The sequence below is a fragment of the Arthrobacter sp. JB02-1C genome (assembly GCF_057748045.1).
The window spans coordinates 3003682-3021392 of sequence record NZ_CM173235.1 but is presented as its reverse complement, the minus strand read 5'-3'; the positions used below and the strand labels follow the sequence as shown (position 1 = coordinate 3021392).

Below are 17711 nucleotides of genomic sequence, written 5' to 3'. Positions count from 1 at the left end.
CCGACGCACCAGGGCCGGGCCGGCATTCCCTAAAGGGGTATGCCGGCCCGGCCCTTTGCTGTCCGGTTTAGTCGTAGATTGCTAGGCCCGGGCGGGCGCTATTTCCGTCCCAGTTTGCGGCTGAGGGTGTTCCAGCGGGCGGCGAGCCCCCACCTGGTGACGTTGATCATCGCTTCGACCACAATGTTGCCGCTCATTTTCGACGCCCCGAGTTCGCGCTCGACGAAGGTGATCGGACGCTCCACGATGTTCAGTCCCAGCTTGGCCACACGCCAGGCGAGGTCCACCTGGAAGCCGTAACCCACCGAATCCACGGAATCGAGGTTGAGCTTCTCGAGCGTGCTCCGGCGGAAAGCCCGGAATCCACCGGTGACGTCCTTGATCTTGACGCCCAGCATCATCCGCGCGTAGGTGCTGCCGACGCGGGAGATCGCCTGGCGGTACAGCGGCCAGTTCACGACGCTGCCGCCCGGAACCCAACGGGAACCCATGGCCAGGTCGGCACCTTGTTCGACCGCCTCGATCAGCTGCGGCAACTGTTCCGGCTTGTGGGAGCCGTCGGCATCCATCTCGACGAGGATGTCGTACCCGGCTTCGAGGCCCCACTTGAACCCGGCAATGTAGGCCGCACCCAGGCCGGCCTTGCCTTCGCGGTGCAGGACGTGGACCTGGCTGTCCTCCGCTGCGATGCTGTCCGCCAGCGCTCCCGTGCCGTCCGGGCTGTTGTCGTCAACCACCAGCACGTCGGAGGCGGGGACGGCACTGCGCAGTCGCCCAAGGGTCTTGGGCAGCGATTCCAGCTCGTTATAGGTCGGGATGATCGTGAGGACACGCACAGCGAGGCCTTTCCTTGAAGGGGGCGGTCGAAGGGCCGGGCAACGCGGCATTAGCCGATGACAGGCACAGCTTCCCAGTATAGCCAGTCAGGCACCGGCACCCGGCGGGCTAGTGTCCCAGCGAGCCGTTGGAGAAGAGTTCGACGCCGTCCCGGACCGTCTGGAGGCAGACCGGATCCTTGCCGGTGTCCAGCGCCGGCAGCAGCGGTGTACGCGCCCGGGGATCGGTGCTCCAGGACTGGACGCGGCCGTCGGCCACCTGGACCATCAGCTCTTCGACTTCCCAGACCGCGAAGCTGGCAGGTGCGCCCGGCACGAGCTGTCCCGCCATCGGGTTGCGGTAGCGGGCGGCCCGCCAGCCGGCCCTCGTATGGCCCAGGAAGGCGGCCCGGGCGGAGATTCGTTCCGCCGGGTTGTGGTGCTCCAGGCAGGCCCGGACGCTGGACCACGGGCGGAGCGGCGTGACCGGGGTGTCGCTGCCGAAGCACACCGGAACCCCGGCCGAGTAGAACGAGCCGAAGGGGTTCATGGCGGCCTGGCGGGACCCGAGGCGCCGGGCGTAGAGACTGTCCGGGCCGCCCCAGAGCGCGTCGAAGACGGGCTGCGCGCTGACGGTTACCGCGTACTTGGCCAGCCGGCCGATGGCGTCGGCGTCGGCGAGTTCGACGTGTTCCAGCCGGTGGCCCGCGGCCCGGATCCGCTGTTCCCCGACCGCGGCGGCGGCAATGTCGAGGGCGGCCAGCGCAGCGTCGAGCCCGGCGTCGCCGATCACGTGGAAACCCGCCTGGAGGCCCAGCACCGAGCAGGCCGCGAGGTGGGCGGCCGCCTCGTCCACGGAGAGATACTGGCTGCCGCGCTCCCCCGGCGCATCGGTGTAGTCGCCGCGCAGCGCTGCGGTGCGTGAACCGATCGAACCGTCCATGTTCAGGTCCCCGGCCAGGCCCAGCACCGGGACGCCCAGGTTGTCCAGGATGGCTTGCGCTTCTTCCGCCGATCCGGCCAGCTGGCCCCAGTAGGGCAGGATCTCCGCCACCGCCTCGCCGCGGTCCCCGGAGTTCCACGCGGCAGCGCAGCGCAGGTCATCGATGCCGCCGATGTCCGGGGCTGCCATTTCCGCCAGCGCGACGTAGCCGTTTTGGGCCGCCTCGGTCAATGCCGCCCGCTGGTAGCCGCGCAACGACTCAGCCGGCAGCCGGCGGGCGGACTGCCGGGCGGCGGCGTGGGCTGCCCGCTTCACCTGGCCGTCCGGGCCGTAGCCGTCAAGGTCCTGGAGTCCGGCGCCGGCCGCCAGCGAGGCCGAAACCAGAGCGGAATGCACGTCCACCCGGGACAGGTAGACCTGGCGGCCGCCCGCCGCCCGTTCCAGCTCATCCCGGCTCGGCAGCGCAGGGTTGTTCCACCGGGTCTCGTCCCACCCGTGTCCTAGCACGGTGCCGCCGTCGCCGGAACCGGCGGCGCAGTAGCGGGCCACGGCGTCGAGCAGCTCCGCAGCGGAGTGGACCTCCGCCAGCTGCAGCGAGTTCAGTGCGATGCCGGTTTCCGTCAGGTGCGCGTGGGAGTCGACGAAGCCGGGCGTCAACAGGCCGCCCTGCAGGTCGATGACCTCCATGGTGGAGTCGGCGATCGAGGTGGCGGCGTGTTCCGAGCCGACCCAGGCGACCGTGTCGCCGTCAATCAGCATGGCCGTCGCGAACGGGTCCGCGGCGGTGTAGACGGAGCCGTTGCGGTAGAGGGTCACCTTGCGCGGCGGCTGGGACGGGGAAGCAGTCATGATGGGAACTCCTTGCGGTGTGGGACGGCCGCGGGTCGGTGCGGGTGGGCCCGTACGGGTGGGCCCGTGCGGGCGGGGTTTGGCGGGTGGCCGCCGGTCAGTGCGGGCTCAGGCGACAGCCGAGTAGGCGACGACGCCGCGTTTGATCAGGCGTATCGCGTCGGCACAAAGCCGGCTGATGCGGGGTTCCAGCTCGGGGATTTTGGCCAGCTGATCCAACAGGTCGATGACCTGTTTGACCCAGCGGACGAAGTCCCCGGCGGCCAGGTCCGTGCCGCTGAGCACCTCCTGCAGGTGCCTGCCCTTGGCCCATTTGAAGATCGGCCAGACGATGCCCAGCTCCGGTTCGCCGGTCAGCGGCAGTTTGTTCGCCTCTTCCACGTCCTCCAGCGCCGACCATTCGCGCACCACCGTGTCGACGGCGGATTCCAGCGAAACGCTGGGCATTTTGGGCCGGAGACCGCGCTCCTCGCGCTTGGCCTGGTAGACCAGCACGCTGGCCAACGCGGCGACCTCGGCGGCGTCGAGGTCGCTGAACGCCCCCAGACGCAGCGATTGCGAAATCAGCAAGTCCTTTTCGCCGTAGATCCGGCGCAGCCGCTGGCCGTCCGGGCTGATGGTGAGCGCCCCCGACTCAGTGGTTTCGAGGTAGCCGTAGCTGGAGAGCACGCCGCAGACCCGGTCAAACGTTTTCGCGATCGTGTTGGTGCGGCCCTGGATCTGGCGGATCAGGTTGTCGGTCTCCAGCCGCAGTTTCCACCAGCGCTCCGACCAGCGGACGTGTTCCTCTCGGTCGCTGCAGCCATGGCAGGGGTGTGCGCGGAGCTGACGGCGCAGGTCGGCAATCTTTTTCTCCTGGTTAGGCAGCGCGGCGGCCCTGCCGAAGTCCTCGTTTCGGCTCGGTGGAGCGGGCGGGCGGCCGTCCCGCATGGCGTTCCGGACCGACGAAGCGAGGTCCCGGCGGGATTTGGGGACCTTCGCGTTGAAGGACTTCGGGATCCGGATCCGGGTAACCGGGGCAATGGGGCCTTCGACGTCGTGCAGGCCGATGCGGCGCAGTTGATTGTCCAGGGTCATCACGGCCGGGCGCGGTTCACGGGAGTGGTGATCGGAGCTGAGGACGACGGCGAGGCCCGGCGCCCGCCCGGACGGCACGTCCACGACGTCGCCGGGCAGCAGCCTGCTCAGGGAGTCCTCGGTCAGCGACTTCCGGGCCCGGGAGGTCCCCTTGGCGGCGTTGTGCTCCGCGTCGGACAAGGCCCGGCGCAGCCTTGCGTACTCGGTGAAGTCGCCCAGATGGCAGGTCATGGCCTTGCTGAAGCCGACGAGCGACTCTTCCCTGCTGCGGACCTGTTTGGCCAGCCCCACCACGGAACGGTCCGCCTGGAACTGGGCGAACGACGATTCCAGGATCTCGCGGGCCCGCGGCCGGCCGAACTGGGCTACCAGGTTGATCGACATGTTGTACGTGGGCCGGAAGCTGGAGTTCAGCGGATAGGTCCGCCGGGAGGCGAGGCCCGCGACGGCCGCCGGGTCGGTCCCCGGCTGCCACAGCACCACGGCGTGGCCCTCGACGTCGATCCCGCGGCGGCCCGCCCGTCCCGTCAGCTGGGTGTACTCCCCCGCCGTGATGTTCACGTGCGCCTCGCCGTTGAACTTGTCGAGCTTTTCCAGCACCACACAGCGGGCGGGCATGTTGACGCCCAGTGCCAGGGTCTCGGTGGCGAAGACAGCCTTGACCAATCCGTCCACAAAAAGCTTTTCCACCACCTCCTTGAAGGTGGGGAGCATGCCGGCATGGTGCGCGGCGAGGCCGCGGAGTAGCCCGTCGCGCCAGCCCCAAAAGCCGAGCACGTCCAGGTCATCGGCCGGGATTTCCTGGGCCGCCTCGTCGACCCGGCGCGCGATGATGAGCTGCTCCTGCTCGGTGGTCAACCAGAGCCCGGCGGAGACACACTGCGCCACGGCGGCGTCACAGCCGGCCCGGGAGAAAATGAAGGTGATGGCGGGCAGCAGATCCATCCGGTCCAGGCTTGCGATGACCTGCGGGCGGCTGGCCTTGCGGACCGGGCTGCGCGGCCCGCTCTGCGGAGCTTCGTCCCGCTGGCTGCGCTGGTGGTTTTGCCGCCGCTGGTTTCGGCCGCCGTGGCCAAAGCGGCCGCGGAAGTTCATCTGGCTCTCGGCCCGGGCCATCGACAGCAGTTCCGGGTTGACTTCATAGCCGGCCCGTTCGGAGACGGTACCGGCAGCGGTGCTGGCCGCAGTACCGGCAGCTATGCTGCCAGGCGTGCTGGCCGCTGTGCTGGCAGCGTTGTCTTCGCCGGCCGGCGCGATCTCGTCGAAGGTGGTGTCCCCGGCGAAGAGGTCAACGATCTTGCGGCCCACCATGACATGCTGCCAGAGCGGGACCGGCCGGTGTTCGGAGACGATGACGTCGGTCTGGCCGCGCACGGTGTCCAGCCAGGCGCCGAACTCCTCGGCGTTCGACACGGTGGCGCTCAGCGACGCCACCTGTACCTCACTGGGCAGGTGGATGATGACCTCTTCCCAGACGGCGCCGCGGAACCGGTCCGCCAGATAATGCACCTCATCCATCACCACATAGCCCAGATCGTCCAGGGTTCCGGAGCCGGCGTACAACATGTTGCGGAGGACTTCGGTGGTCATCACTACCACCGGGGCTTCCCCGTTGATGCTGGTGTCGCCGGTCAGCAGACCCACCTGGGCCGCGCCGTACTTCTCCGCCAGCTCGGTGTATTTCTGGTTGCTCAACGCCTTGATCGGTGTGGTGTAAAAGGCCTTCAGCCCGCGCTGAAGGGCCAGGTAGATGGCAAACTCCCCCACGATCGTCTTGCCGGCGCCGGTCGGAGCGGCCACCAGCACGCCCCGGCCCGCCTGCAGCGAGAGGCACGCCTCGCGCTGGAACGGGTCGAGGTCAAACGCAAGGGTGCGGGTAAAGCCGCCCAGATAGGTCTTGGCTTCAGCGGCACGCTCGGCGCTGGCGCGGTAGCGTTCGGACGGCGACTCCGGCCCGGGTATCGAGGACATGCTTCCAGCCTAGTGCGCCGGGGGCTAGAGATTTTCCAGTTCGGAGCTGGGGGTGGCCAGGTCTGCGGTGGCCTCGGTTTCGGCGGCCACCTTCACGGCACGCTTCTCCCGGCGGCGGTCGTTAAGCAGGCACAGACCGATCGCCGCGAAGAACAGCAGCAGCATCGGTACGGCGAGGTAGAACATGCTCATCGCATCGGCGCCCGGGGCAGCCATCGCAGCGAAGAGGCAGACCAGGAAAACCGTGATCCGCCAGCTTTTGAGCAGCTGACGGCCCTTGATCAAGCCGGCGAGGTTCAGGCCGAACAGCACGACCGGCAGCAGGAACGCGATACCGAAGGCAAGGAGCAGGCGCAGCACGAAGGAAAGGTAGACCTGGGCGCTGATGTAGTTGGAGCCGCCCGACGGGGTGAAGTCCGTGAGGACCCGCACCGCGTTGGGCAGTACCAGCCAGGCGAGAAGGACGCCGCCGACGAACAGCGGCACGGCGGCCGCCACGAAGGACAGTGCCAGCCGCCGCTCCTTCTTGTGGAGTCCCGGCACAATGAACGCCCACAGCTGGTACAGCCACACCGGGCTTGCGACGATCAGGCCGAGGAACACGGACACCTGGATCATCAGGTCGAAGGAGCTCGCGACCCCGTCGAAGTTCAGCGAAGCTTGCCGGCCCTGATGCTCGTTCAGGTCGCGGATCGGTTTGATCAACGCCGCCAGCATGGGCTGGTAGACGAGGAAGCCCACCACGGTTCCGAGGACGACGGCAATCGCAGACTTGAAGAGTCTGTTGCGAAGTTCCTTGAAGTGATCGAGGAGGGCCATCCGGCCTTCGGGGTTCGATCGGCGGCTCATGGTCACTGCCATGTAGTTCTAGGCGCGGTTCGGCGGCGGGACGTCAGTTTCCTCGCTCGGACGGCTTTCGGTGCCTGCGGTCCGGGGGTGGTTCACTACCTTACCCTCGACGGCGTCCGGGTCTTCTTTCGCCTCGGGACTGCCGTCCTTCTTCATTTCGCGGACCTCGGATTTGAAAATCCGCATCGACTGGCCCAGGCTGCGGGCCATTCCCGGCAGCTTCGGTGCAGCAAAAAGCACCAGGGCCAGGACGATGATGATGATGAGATGCCAGCCTTCAAGCCTCATGCCGGGTGGTCCTTTCGTTTGAGTACATCCTACGTCTACGGGAGATCGATGTCGCGCAGCGCCTGACGCTGTCCGCGCTCGGCCTTGCGCCGGATCCGACGCAGCCGCCGGGCTTCCTGCCGGGCCGCTTTGGATGCGTCATAATCATGTCGCATCGCTCCCGGGTCGGCAAAAACGGCGGAGCCGGGCGCCTTGCCGGGTCCCGCTTCGACGCTCCCGCTATCGACGCCTGAGCCTACGTGGGCCACATGAACAGCCGTTGAACCGGAGGTGAGCGGCGCAGACGCGAAGTTCGAAAACCGCTCCCCAGCCTCCCCAAGTTCCCGGGCCGTGGCCATGAACTGGCGGAACAGCCGGACGCCAAGCACGCCGACGAACAAGGCCGACAGCGCGATGAGCGCTATCCAGATTACGATCCAGGACCACCAAGGCATGCTGATCAGTCTAGCTGCCGCGCCGCCGGGTCCTCGTACCGGGACAGGGCTGCGGCCAGCCAGACGCGGCTGGCTTCGGCCAGTTCGGCGGGGCGCAGGATTCGGACAGCGCCGCCGTGCTGCGCGGCGAACCCGGGCAGCCAGTCCGGACTGCCGAAGCGGACTTCGGCCAGCAGGTTCCCGTCCGGCAGGGCGGCGGTCCGCTCGGCGTAGTACTCATCCGCCAGGCCGGCGCCCTGCCTGGTCAGTTCCACGACCACGACGGCGTCGTCGTCGTTGGGGGTAAACAGCTTCACCGGGAACCCGTCGGCTGGCCTGGAAGTGGAGGCCACCGGATGTCCGTTTGGTACCAAGGACTGGATCCGGTCCAGCCGGAAGTTCCGCAGGCCCTGCGCCGAGTGGCAGTAGGCCTCCAGGTACCAGGTGTTGTCCAGCGAATAGAGCCGGTGCGGGTCGATGTCCCGCTCGGTGACGGCGTCGCGCTGCGGGGCGAGGTAGTGGAGCCGCAGCTGGGCGCCGTCGCGGATGGCGTCGCGGGCCGTTTCGAGGGCGGCGGAGTCTTCCGGGGCCACTTCGGGGCCGGACACCGCGGCGGCCTTGAGGCCCTCTTCCCCGGCGGCTGCCATCAGTTTGAGGGTCACTGACTCCAGGGTGCCCCCCTCGGCTATGCCGGGCAGACCGTTGAGGGCTTCCAGGCCGGTCAGCAGCGCGCAGGCCTCGTCCACCGTGAACCTGACCGGGCGGTTCAGGTCGAGGTCCTGGATGATGAAGACGTGGTCGTCGTCCCAGCGGATGTCCAGGAGGTCGTCCGGGTAGCCCTCGGGCAGCCCGGAGCAGATCAGGATGCGGAGATCGGCTTCGAGCTCTTCGCGGCTGACGCCGAACCGCGCGGCGACCTCACTGATGTGCAGGCCCTGGTGGTGGACCAGGAAGGGGACCAATTGCAGCATCCGCTTGAGTTGGTCTTCGGAGGTGCGGGGGCGGGGCCGGGTGGCCGGACCCGGCCGCGGAAAGTCGACCGCGGGAACGGGGGCTGCGGCGAAGGCGGCGGCGGCCGCCAGCCGCCGCCGGACGGCGGCACGCAGCGCGGGCGGGGCTACGACGACGGCCTTGGGTCCGTAGGAGGCCAGTTCTTCGGCGAACGTCTCGGCGTCCCGGTACGGGATCGTGAGCCGGTCCAGGTCCTGCCCGAGGGGAACGGGGGCCGTTCCGGCCGCCGCTGGCGTACCGGCGTCGTCCGCTGCGTCGTCACCGGTGCGGAAAGGCTCGGCGCGTTTGCGCAGTCCCAGCAGCGCGCCGGGGGCCACCTCAATGACGGCGTGCCGCACCGGGAGTTCGGGCAGGACGGCCAGCTGTTCCCGGACGTTGAAGGCCGACGGCGGCGCAAACGTTTCCCGGTCGAGCACGGTGACGGCGGAGGTGAAGCGGGAGAGCCGGAAGTACCGTTTGGCGGCCCGGGCGCGGTCGTGGCCGACGAGGTACCACTGGCCGAAGCGGCTGCCCAAACCCCACGGCTCGACCGTGCGCAGTTCCTCCTGCCCGGTGCTGCCGGCCAGGTAGCTGAAGGTCACCGGGTGCTGGGAGTGGATGGCGGCCACGAGGTCCTCGAAGGCCTGGCCGGCGGGCCGGATCCGGGGCTGGACTCCGGGGGGAAGTTCGGCGTCGGCCAGTCCGCCGGCCTGCAGCTTCCGTACGGCGTTGCGGGCGGCGGAACCCAGGGCTGCCTGTTCCCACAGCTGTGCGGCGAGGATCAGGACGGTGCACTCGGCCGGGGTGAGGCTGACGTCGGGAAGCCGGTTGGATTCCTTCCCGACCCGGTACCGGGTGGTGGCCGGATCATCCGAGCCCCAGCCCTTGTCCGTGACCGTCTCGACCTCGAAGCCGAACGCGCGCAGCTCGCCCTTGTCCCGCTCGAACATCCGGCCGAACGCGGCCTCGGAGCTAGTGGTGTCGCGGTAGACCTTCTGGCGCAGTTCGCTGCGGCGCAGGCCGTACTTGGTGTTGAGCAGCGCGATGAGGAGGTTCAGGAGGCGTTCAGTACGTGAGGCGGACACTCCGCTAGGGTACTAAAGTCCCGGGCGGAAACGGCGAAAGCGCGGCAACAGCTGGAACAGGGTTCCAATTGTTACCGCGCTTCGGTGGGTGACCCCACGCCGGTGAGGGCAGGGAGCCGGTGGGGATTAACGCACCGCGACCAAATCGACGACGAAGATCAGGGCCTCGTTCGGGCCGATCGCTCCACCGGCGCCGCGCGAACCGTAGGCGAGTTCGGAGGGGATCTCCAGCCGGCGGCGGCCGCCGACCTTCATGCCCAGCAGGCCCTGGTCCCAGCCCTGGATGACCTGTCCGACGCCGACCCGGAAGTCCAGCGGTGCGCCGCGGCCCCAGGACGCGTCGAATTCCTCGCCGGTGGACCAGGCGACGCCGACGTAGTGGGTGGAAACGGTGTCGCCGGCCTTGGCCTCGGCGCCGTCGCCCTCGATCAGGTCGGTGATGACCAGTTCGGTGGGAACGTCGCCCTGGGGGAAGTCGATTTCCGGCTTTTCACGGTCGAGGTTGCGTTGTCCAAATGACATGATTTCTCCTTTGTTTGGTGGCTTGGGAGTGGGTACGTTACTTGACGCCGAGGATGTCCACGACGAAAACGAGGTCGCCCTTGGCGTCGCCCTGGCCCTGGTCGCCGTAGGCGAGGTCCTTAGGAACCACCAGAAGGACGCGGGAGCCGACGGTCTTGCCTGTGAGGCCCTGGGTCCAGCCCTTGATCACGCCGGTCAGCGGAAAGGTTGCCTTCTTGCCGCTGTCGAAGCTGGAGTCAAAGACCTTGCCGGTCGCCAGCGCCACGCCCACGTAGTTCACCGTGATGGTGTCGGTTTCCTTGAGAGTCTGGCCCTTGCCCTTGATCAGGTCCTGCGAGATCAGGGCCTTGGGTGCGGCCACGTCGGCGACGGAGATCTCCGGGACGCCCTTGTCATTGTCCTTCACGGTCGGCAGGCCGGCCGGCGGGGTAACGGCGTCGCCTTCGGGCTTATCCAGGACAGGCGCGGCGTCCTTGGAGGCCAGGATTTTGATGACGAGCAGCTGCGAAGGCTGGGCTTCGCCGCCTTGGGCGCTGGCAGCCTGGCCGGGAACGGCCAGGGCCAGGTGCGAACCGACCTTGGCGCCGACGAACGCGTTGTAGATGATCGCGCTGCCGGTCTTTAGCTCGTCGTTCAGTTCGAGCTTCTCGGGATCCTTGGGAAAGGTGTCCTCGACGGTGGAACCGTCCTTGCCGTTGAAGGCCACGATCGAGATTTCGGCGACCTGGTTGGCCTTGAGCCGGTCGCCGCTGCCCTCGTTGACCACCTTGACGGTCGGCTGGGTGACATCCAGCGGTTTCGTGAACTCAACGCCGGGAGCCTTCTTATCGCCGTTTTCGGTGATTTTCAGCGAGTCCAGTTTCGCGGTTTCACCGGCGGACTGGCTGGTGGGTTCCGGAGCGGCAGCAGGCTGGCCGCCGCAGGCGGTAAGCAGCAGCAGTCCGGGCAGGAGAATTGCTAATAGTCGGCGCACGTAAGAACTTTCGTCGGGGCAGGATGGGCGCTTCACCGGAGAACTGACAGCGGCAAAGCATGCGGTAGCCGGGAAACGGCACCTCCCCCAGCGTAACGCGGAAAGCTGGGTATCAGCCCATGGAGTCCAGCAGGGCATCCACCCGGTCGTCGACGCTGCGGAACGGGTCCTTGCACAGGATGGTCTGATGTGCGCGGTCATTGAGCTTCAGATGCACCCAGTCGACGGTGTAGTCGCGGCCCAATTCCTGCGCCCGTCGGACGAAGTCGCCGCGGAGTTTTGCCCTGGTGGTCTGCGGCGGAGCGTCAACGGCATCCTTGACGGCGGTATCGTCGACCAGCCGCCGTGCCAGGCCACGGGACTGCAGCAGGTAGAACAGGCCGCGGCTGCGCGATATGTCGTGGTACGTCAGGTCCAACTGGGCGATCCGGGGCGCGTCGAGTTCTAGGCCCTGGCGTTCCCGGTAACTGTCCATCAGCTTCTTCTTGATGGCCCAGTCCACCTCGGTGTCGATCGTGCCGGTGTTGCCGCTTTCGATGGCGTCGAGCGTTCGTTCCCACAGGTCCAGGATGAGCGGGACATGCGGGTTGTGGGCGCCGCGGTCCGCCACGAACTCGGTAACCTTGGCCAGGTACTCGCGCTGGATCTCCAGCGCGGTCAGCTGCCTGCCGTTGGCCAGGCGTACCAGCGCCCGGCCGGTCAGGTCATGCGATATCTCCCGGATACTGCGGATCGGATTTTCCATCCGCATGTCGCGCATGATCACGCCGGCCTCGATCATCCGCAGGATCAAGTCCACGGTGCCGATTTTCAGCAGGGTCGTCGTTTCGGACATGTTCGAGTCCCCGACGATGACGTGCAGGCGCCGGTAGAACTCGGCGTCGGCGTGCGGCTCGTCGCGGGTGTTGATGATGGGCCTGGAGCGCGTGGTGGCCGAGGAAACGCCTTCCCAGATGTGGTCTGCGCGTTGGGAGAAGGCGAACGTGGCACCGTGCGGGGTTTTCAGGATCTTCCCCGCCCCGGCGATCAGCTGCCGGGTCACCAGGAAGGGGATCAGGATTTCAGCCAGCCGGGAAAACTCGCCGCGGCGCGGAATCAGGTAGTTCTCGTGGCTGCCGTAGGAGTTCCCGGCGGAGTCGGTGTTGTTCTTGAACAGGTAGACCGTGCCGTTGAACCCCTCGGCAGCGAGCCGGTCCTGGGCCTCGTCCACGAGGTCGTCGAGGATCAGCTCCCCCGCCCGGTCGTGGGCGATGAGCTGGGCCAGGTCGTCGCATTCGGCGGTGGCGTATTCCGGGTGCGAGCCGACGTCGAGGTACAGCCGGGAGCCGTTGGTGAGGAACACGTTGGAGGACCGTCCCCAGCTGACAACCTTGCGGAAGAGGTAGCGCGCCACTTCCTCCGGGGCCAGCGGGCGGGACTCCGGGCTCGAGTAGGAAATTCCGAATTCGGTTTCGATGCCGAAAATGCGCTTATCCATGTCAGTTCTCCTCGGCCAGCAGGGCCACGATCTCGGCGTCGTCCAGGCGGCGGAAGGCCCGGCGGGTGCCGCGGGTGCTTTCCGAGTCCCGGTCCAGCACGGCGACTTCCACGGCCGATGCGGGCAGCGCGTCGGATTCCTTGTCGGCGACCAGGCCGGCCAGGGCGAGCCGGATCGCGCCGGCGAAGTCCAGGTCGCTGCGCCAGCCCGCGGCGACGGCCTCGGAAACCTTGTCCGCGAGACCGCCCATCACCACGAACCCTTGTTCATCCGCAATCGAGCCGTCAAAGGTCAGCCGGTACAGGTGGTCGGTTTCCGGCCTGTCCCCCACCTCGGTGACGGCCAGTTCAACTTCAAACGGCTTCTGCTCCGCGGTGAAGACGGCGCCCAGGCTCTGCGCGTAGACGCTCGCCAGCCCGCGGGCAGTGACGTCCTCCCGGTCATAGGAGTAGCCGCGGACGTCGGCGTAGCGGATGCCGGCCTGCCGCAGGCTTTCGAACTCGTTGTATTTGCCGACGGCGGCGAAAGCGATCTTGTCGTAAATCTCGCCGATCTTATGCAGTGACGGGGACGGGTTCTCCGCGACCAGGGCGATCCCGTCCCGGCAGCTGACCACCACCACCGAGCGGCCCCGCGCGATGCCTTTCCGGGCGAAGTCCGCCCGGTCCTTCATCAGCTGTTCCGGCGACACATAGAACTGCTGGGTCATCTCAGGCCTCCCGCTGGGCTACGGCCCGTGATTCGATGATGGCGCCCGCCACGGCGGCGAGTTCACGCTCGGGAACCCGGGCGGCGCCGGCCCGGCTGACCGTAAAGACCACCGGCCACAGCTGCCGGACCGGGTCCGGTCCGCCGGTGGCGGAGTCGTCGTCGGCGGCGTCGTAGAGTGCTTCCACGGCGACCCGGACGGCTTCGGCGTCGGACAGCCCCGGCCGCCAGAGCTTTTTCAGTGCTCCGCGGGCGAACATCGAGCCGGATCCCACGGTGTGGTGTTCTTGTTCCTCGTACCGGCCGCCGGTGACGTCATAGGAAAACAGCCTGCCCACTCCGGCCGGCCGGTCGAAGCCGGCGAAAAGCGGAACGACGGCGAGTCCCTGCATCGCCATGGGCAGGTTTCCACGAATCATGGCACCGAGCCGGTTGGCCTTGCCGTCCAGGCTGAGCTGGGTGCCTTCGATCTTTTCGTAGTGCTCCAGCTCCACCTGGAACAGCCGCGTGATGTCCAGGGCGATCCCGGCAGTTCCGGCGATGCCCAGCACCGAAAACTGGTCCGCGGGGAAAACCTTTTCGATGTGCCGGCTCGCGATGACGTTGCCCATGGTCGCGCGGCGGTCGCCGGCCATCAGGACTCCCCCGGCGTACGTCATGGCGACGATGGTGGTGGCGTGGGGCGCCTGGACCGGCCCCGCGGCGGGACCGGCGGCCGGCAGTCCGGCGTGCAGGGCGTTGTACGGCAGCAGTTCGGGCCGGGACCGCTGCAGGTGCTCGGTAAACGAGGACGTCGCGTTCGCTGCTACCTGGCTGGCTGATGTTTCCTGCACTGATGCACTCCCTCAACGTAGTGGGTCAACGACTTCCGGCCCTCAGCCTGTGTCTGCTCAAACAGAGTCTCCTCAGTTCCGGTTCTCCTCCGGTAATTCCGCACCCCGGCAGGGCGTGGGCCTACTGGCCGCCCTTTTGGACGAAGGCCCGGACGAACTCCTCGGCGTTTGACTCGAGCACGCCGTCGATCTCGTCGAGCAGGTCATCCACGCCCTGAGTGGCGTCAGAGGCCTGGGCCTCGGGCGCTGCGGGCGGGGCCGGGACGTCCTCCTCCACCTCGGTATCCCGGGACTGCGGCTGCTGCTGCTCCTGGCCTGCCATCGCTTTCTCCTTCTCCTGGTAGTACTGTCCGTCCCATCCTGCAGGGGACATCCTTAAAGCCATATTGCCACGCCGGCGCCACGGCGTCTGGTCTTTGCGGCTAGGAACCGGGGGCCGGTCCCAGAAGCTCGGCCAGGAACGGTGCCGCCTCGCGGTGCCGGGCGAAAAGAGCGCCGGTGAGCGCCTCCGTCCCCCGCAGCGGCTCACGGGTGGGTACGCGTTGGAGCTTGCCGCGGCCGGGCAGGTCGAAGATTACGGAGTCCCAGCTGGCCCCGACCAGGTCGGTGCCGAACTGGCTGACGCAATGCCCGCGGAAGTACGCCCGGGTGTCCGACGGCGGCTGGGTCACGGCCCGCTCGATGGCCGCGTCCTCGACAATCCGCTGCATCCGGTCCCTGGCCAGCATCCGGTAGTACAGGCCCTTTTCGGGGCGGATATCCGCCCACTGCAGATCTATCAGCCCCAGCCGGGCATCGGACCATTGCAGCCCGTCGCGCTGCCGGTAGCCCTCCAACAGGGAAAGTTTGGCCAGCCACTCCACCGAGGTGGCGGCCGCGGCCCGGTCGCTGTCCAGCTCGGTCAGCGTCGTGGACCACTGTTCCAGCACGGCATGGGTGTGGCCGTCCCCGTCGACAGCGTCTGCGACGCCGGTGTCCTGCGCGAGCTTCGCGGCGGCCTCGAAGTACATCCACTGCAGGTCCAGGGCAGTAACGAGCCGGCCGTCGAGCAGGCGGAGGGTCGCGGTGAGCGCGGTGTCGTGACTGACCGTTTGGAGTGCCGCCACCGGTTCGTGGAGTTCCACCCGGGGCGCCAGCCCGGCCTCGATCAGGCTCAGCACCAAAGCGGTGCTGCCGAACTTGAGGAAGTTCGAGGCCTGGCTGAGGTTGGCGTCGCCGATGATCACGTGCAGCCGGCGGTACCTGTCCGCGGTGGCGTGCGGTTCGTCCCTGGTGTTGATGATCGGCCTGCGGATGGTGGTCTCCAGTCCCACCTCGGTTTCGAAGAAATCAGCGCGCTGGCTGATCTGGTAGCCGGGCCGCGAACTGTCCTGGCCCAGGCCGACGCGGCCGGCGCCGCACATGATTTGCCGGGTCACGAAGAACGGCGTCAGTCCCCGGGCGATTTCACCGAACGGCACCGAGCGGGGCATCAGGTAGTTCTCGTGCGAGCCGTACGACACCGACTTGTTGTCGGTGTTGTTCTTGTACAGGTTGATCGGGGGCAGGTCCGGATCGGCAGCCAGCCGGCGGACCGCCGCGAGGGCCACGACGTCGCCGGCGGCGTCCCAGGCCACTGCGTCGCGCGGGTTGGTGACCTCGGGGCTGGAGTATTCCGGGTGGGCGTGGTCCACGTAGAGCCGTGCCCCGTTGCCCAGCACCATATTCATCAGCAGCGTGCCGGACTCGTCCTCGCCGTCGTGGTCCAGTTCCGCCCGGCCGTACGCGAGGGCGACCGCTTCAGCGTCCAGCACCGGCGCCCGGTCCGTGAGCTGTTCGGGTGAGGCGGCGCTCCGTTCAAGGGTCCAGCCGCGGGCATCATGCAACGGCTCCTCATCCGTGTAGTCCCAGCGGGTCTCGGCGCCGCCGGCGGCGCGCTGCCGGGTCACCTGGGCGTAGGCCTGGATCACCCGGGCGGACATCATCGTGGCGTTCGCACCCGGGGCTGAGGGCGCGTGGATTCCGTACTCGGTTTCGGAGCCCATCACCCGCATCGCGCCGCCGACGGGCAGCCCTTCGGATGCTGCTGACGGGCCCGGGGTCATAGGTACTGGCCTGTGCTGGGCATGGTTTCGATGGCCTTTCCGGGTTCCTGGCCGGCTTTGCCCTGGACGATGGTCCGGATGTAGGTGATGCGTTCGCCCTTCTTCCCCGAGATGCGGGCCCAGTCGTCCGGGTTCGTGGTGTTGGGCATGTCCTCATGCTCGCGGAACTCGTCGACCACGGCGCGCAGCAGGTGGTCGATCCGCAGCCCCTTTTGCCCGGTGGTGAGGAGGTCCTTGATGGCGGATTTCTTGGCCCGGTCCACCACGTTTTGCACCACGGCGCCGGAGTTGAAGTCCTTGAAGTAGAGCATCTCGGTGTCCCCGTTGGCGTAGGTCACCTCGAGATATTCGTTGGACTTCTCGGTGGAGTACATCGCTTCCACAGTCCGCTGGATCATCGCATCCACCGTCGCCTGCACGTCGCCGTCGTGTTCGGCGATGTCCGACTCGTGAAACGGCAGATCCGTGGTGATGTATTTGTTGAAGATGTCGGCTGCCGCTTCCGCGTCGGGCCGCTGGATTTTGACCTTCACGTCCAGCCGGCCCGGCCGCAGGATGGCCGGATCGATCATGTCCTCGCGGTTGGAGGCGCCGATCACGATCACGTTTTCGAGCCGCTCCACGCCGTCGATCTCGCTCAGCAACTGCGGAACGATCGTGGTTTCGACGTCCGAGGAGATGCCGGTGCCACGGGTGCGGAACAGTGAGTCCATCTCGTCGAAGAAGACCACGACGGGGCTCCCCTGGGAAGCCTTTTCCCGGGCCCGGGCGAAGATCAGGCGGATGTGCCGTTCGGTTTCGCCGACGTACTTGTCCAGCAGCTCCGGGCCCTTGATGTTGAGGAAGTAGCTCTTCATGTCCGTCTTGCCGGCACGCTCCGCGGCACGGGCGGCCAGGGAGTTGGCCACCGCCTTGGCGATGAGGGTCTTGCCGCAGCCCGGGGGGCCGTACAGCAGGATGCCTTTGGGGGCCTTCAGGCCGTGCTCCCGGTACAGGTCGGGGTGCAGGAACGGCAGTTCGACGGCGTCCCGGATCTGTTCGATCTGCGGGCCAAGCCCGCCGATGTCCTGGTAGGTGATGTCCGGGACTTCCTCCAGGACAAGGTTTTCGACTTCGGAGCGCGGAATCTTCTCCAGGGCGTAGCCCGTGCGGGAATCGATGGACAGCGCGTCGCCGACCCGCAGCTTCTGCGCGAGCAGGGCCCCGGAAAGCCGGATCACGCGTTCCTCGTCCGCGCGTCCCACCACGAGGGCACGGTCCGCGCCGAGCAGTTCCTTGAGGGTCACGAGGTCCCCGGCGCGCTCGTAGCCGAGCCCGGCGACCACCAGGAGCGCCTCGTTCAGGAGCACCTCCTGGCCGGCGCTGAGCTGGTTGATGTTGACCAGCGGGCTGAGCCCCACGCGCATCTTGCGGCCGGCGTTGAAGATATCCACGGATTCCTCCGTGGCGGCCTGCCCGCTGCTGCCGGCGGCCGGCTGCCGCTTCGGATTCAGCTGCAGGACGGTGCCGAAGCTGTACGGCGGCTGGCCCTCCTGCTCAAGAGCGGTCTTGAGCCGCAGGATCTCCGCCTTGGCGGTTTCCAGCATCGCCACCAGCTTGGAGTTGTTCTGCGTGGCGGCCGAAAGCTGGCGGTCGATGTGGCGGAGCTTGTCGCGCAGGATGTTCACCTGGCGTTCGGACACGGACAGCTCACTGTCGGCGTAGCGCTCGACGTCGGCCGGTTCCGCCCGACCTGGCCGGTTCGCGGACGGTGCCGACACCGCCTCGTCCTCCGACGGCGTACGGCCGTGGTTGTTGTTCGGAGTCTCCATCGTGCATCAGCCCCTTCAGTACC

General features: G+C 67.6%; 15 protein-coding genes. All 15 read right to left on the bottom strand.

Annotated features, from left to right (window positions below; all coding sequences use genetic code 11):
- Nucleotides 1-98: 98 nt before the first annotated feature.
- The 15 genes from AC3ANP_RS14150 to arc all read right to left on the bottom strand — a co-directional run bounded on the left by AC3ANP_RS14150 (nt 99) and on the right by arc (nt 17688).
- On the bottom strand, nt 99-836 hold the full coding sequence (locus AC3ANP_RS14150) for a polyprenol monophosphomannose synthase (protein WP_488330783.1): 738 nt from the start codon (nt 834-836) through the stop codon (nt 99-101).
- 109 nt (nt 837-945) lie between these two features.
- On the bottom strand, nt 946-2607 hold the full coding sequence (locus AC3ANP_RS14145) for an amidohydrolase (protein WP_488330782.1): 1662 nt from the start codon (nt 2605-2607) through the stop codon (nt 946-948).
- Between the two features lie 108 nt (nt 2608-2715).
- On the bottom strand, nt 2716-5655 hold the full coding sequence (locus AC3ANP_RS14140) for a DEAD/DEAH box helicase (protein WP_488330781.1): 2940 nt from the start codon (nt 5653-5655) through the stop codon (nt 2716-2718).
- A 24-nt stretch (nt 5656-5679) separates the two neighbouring features.
- Nucleotides 5680-6474 carry a twin-arginine translocase subunit TatC gene (tatC, locus tag AC3ANP_RS14135; RefSeq protein ID WP_488333069.1) on the bottom strand — a complete coding sequence of 265 codons (795 nt, stop codon included), beginning with the start codon at nt 6472-6474 and terminating at the stop codon, nt 5680-5682.
- 48 nt (nt 6475-6522) lie between these two features.
- Entirely contained in the window at nt 6523-6792 is a 270-nt protein-coding gene (tatA, locus tag AC3ANP_RS14130; protein WP_488330780.1) for a Sec-independent protein translocase subunit TatA, read from the bottom strand.
- A 35-nt stretch (nt 6793-6827) separates the two neighbouring features.
- Nucleotides 6828-7226, bottom strand: a complete 399-nt coding sequence (locus tag AC3ANP_RS14125) for a hypothetical protein (protein ID WP_488330779.1) — start codon at nt 7224-7226, stop codon at nt 6828-6830.
- A gap of 5 nt (nt 7227-7231) precedes the next feature.
- Nucleotides 7232-9280, bottom strand: coding sequence for a helix-turn-helix transcriptional regulator (locus AC3ANP_RS14120; protein ID WP_488330778.1), 2049 nt, complete (start codon nt 9278-9280; stop codon nt 7232-7234).
- A gap of 126 nt (nt 9281-9406) precedes the next feature.
- Complete coding sequence (locus tag AC3ANP_RS14115; RefSeq protein ID WP_091254229.1) at nt 9407-9802, bottom strand: FKBP-type peptidyl-prolyl cis-trans isomerase; 396 nt, start codon at nt 9800-9802, stop codon at nt 9407-9409.
- 37 nt (nt 9803-9839) lie between these two features.
- Nucleotides 9840-10775 carry an FKBP-type peptidyl-prolyl cis-trans isomerase gene (locus AC3ANP_RS14110; RefSeq protein WP_488330777.1) on the bottom strand — a complete coding sequence of 312 codons (936 nt, stop codon included), beginning with the start codon at nt 10773-10775 and terminating at the stop codon, nt 9840-9842.
- Nucleotides 10776-10887: 112 nt separating this feature from the next.
- On the bottom strand, nt 10888-12252 hold the full coding sequence (gene pafA, locus AC3ANP_RS14105; protein ID WP_488330776.1) for a Pup--protein ligase: 1365 nt from the start codon (nt 12250-12252) through the stop codon (nt 10888-10890).
- A gap of 1 nt (nt 12253) precedes the next feature.
- Complete coding sequence (gene prcA / locus AC3ANP_RS14100; RefSeq protein WP_488330775.1) at nt 12254-12961, bottom strand: proteasome subunit alpha; 708 nt, start codon at nt 12959-12961, stop codon at nt 12254-12256.
- A gap of 1 nt (nt 12962) precedes the next feature.
- Nucleotides 12963-13793: a proteasome subunit beta gene (gene prcB, locus AC3ANP_RS14095; protein WP_488330774.1), complete on the bottom strand. Its 831-nt coding sequence runs from the start codon at nt 13791-13793 to the stop codon at nt 12963-12965.
- A gap of 121 nt (nt 13794-13914) precedes the next feature.
- Nucleotides 13915-14115 (bottom strand): ubiquitin-like protein Pup, encoded by a 201-nt coding sequence (locus tag AC3ANP_RS14090; RefSeq protein ID WP_488333068.1) that lies wholly within the window; start codon nt 14113-14115, stop codon nt 13915-13917.
- Between the two features lie 100 nt (nt 14116-14215).
- Nucleotides 14216-15877, bottom strand: coding sequence for a depupylase/deamidase Dop (gene dop, locus AC3ANP_RS14085; protein ID WP_488330773.1), 1662 nt, complete (start codon nt 15875-15877; stop codon nt 14216-14218).
- The gene (gene arc / locus AC3ANP_RS14080; protein ID WP_488330772.1) at nt 15874-17688 is read right to left on the bottom strand and encodes a proteasome ATPase; all 1815 of its coding nucleotides are present in this window, start codon (nt 17686-17688) and stop codon (nt 15874-15876) included. Before arc ends, dop begins: the two co-directional genes overlap by 4 nt.
- Nucleotides 17689-17711: the final 23 nt, after the last annotated feature.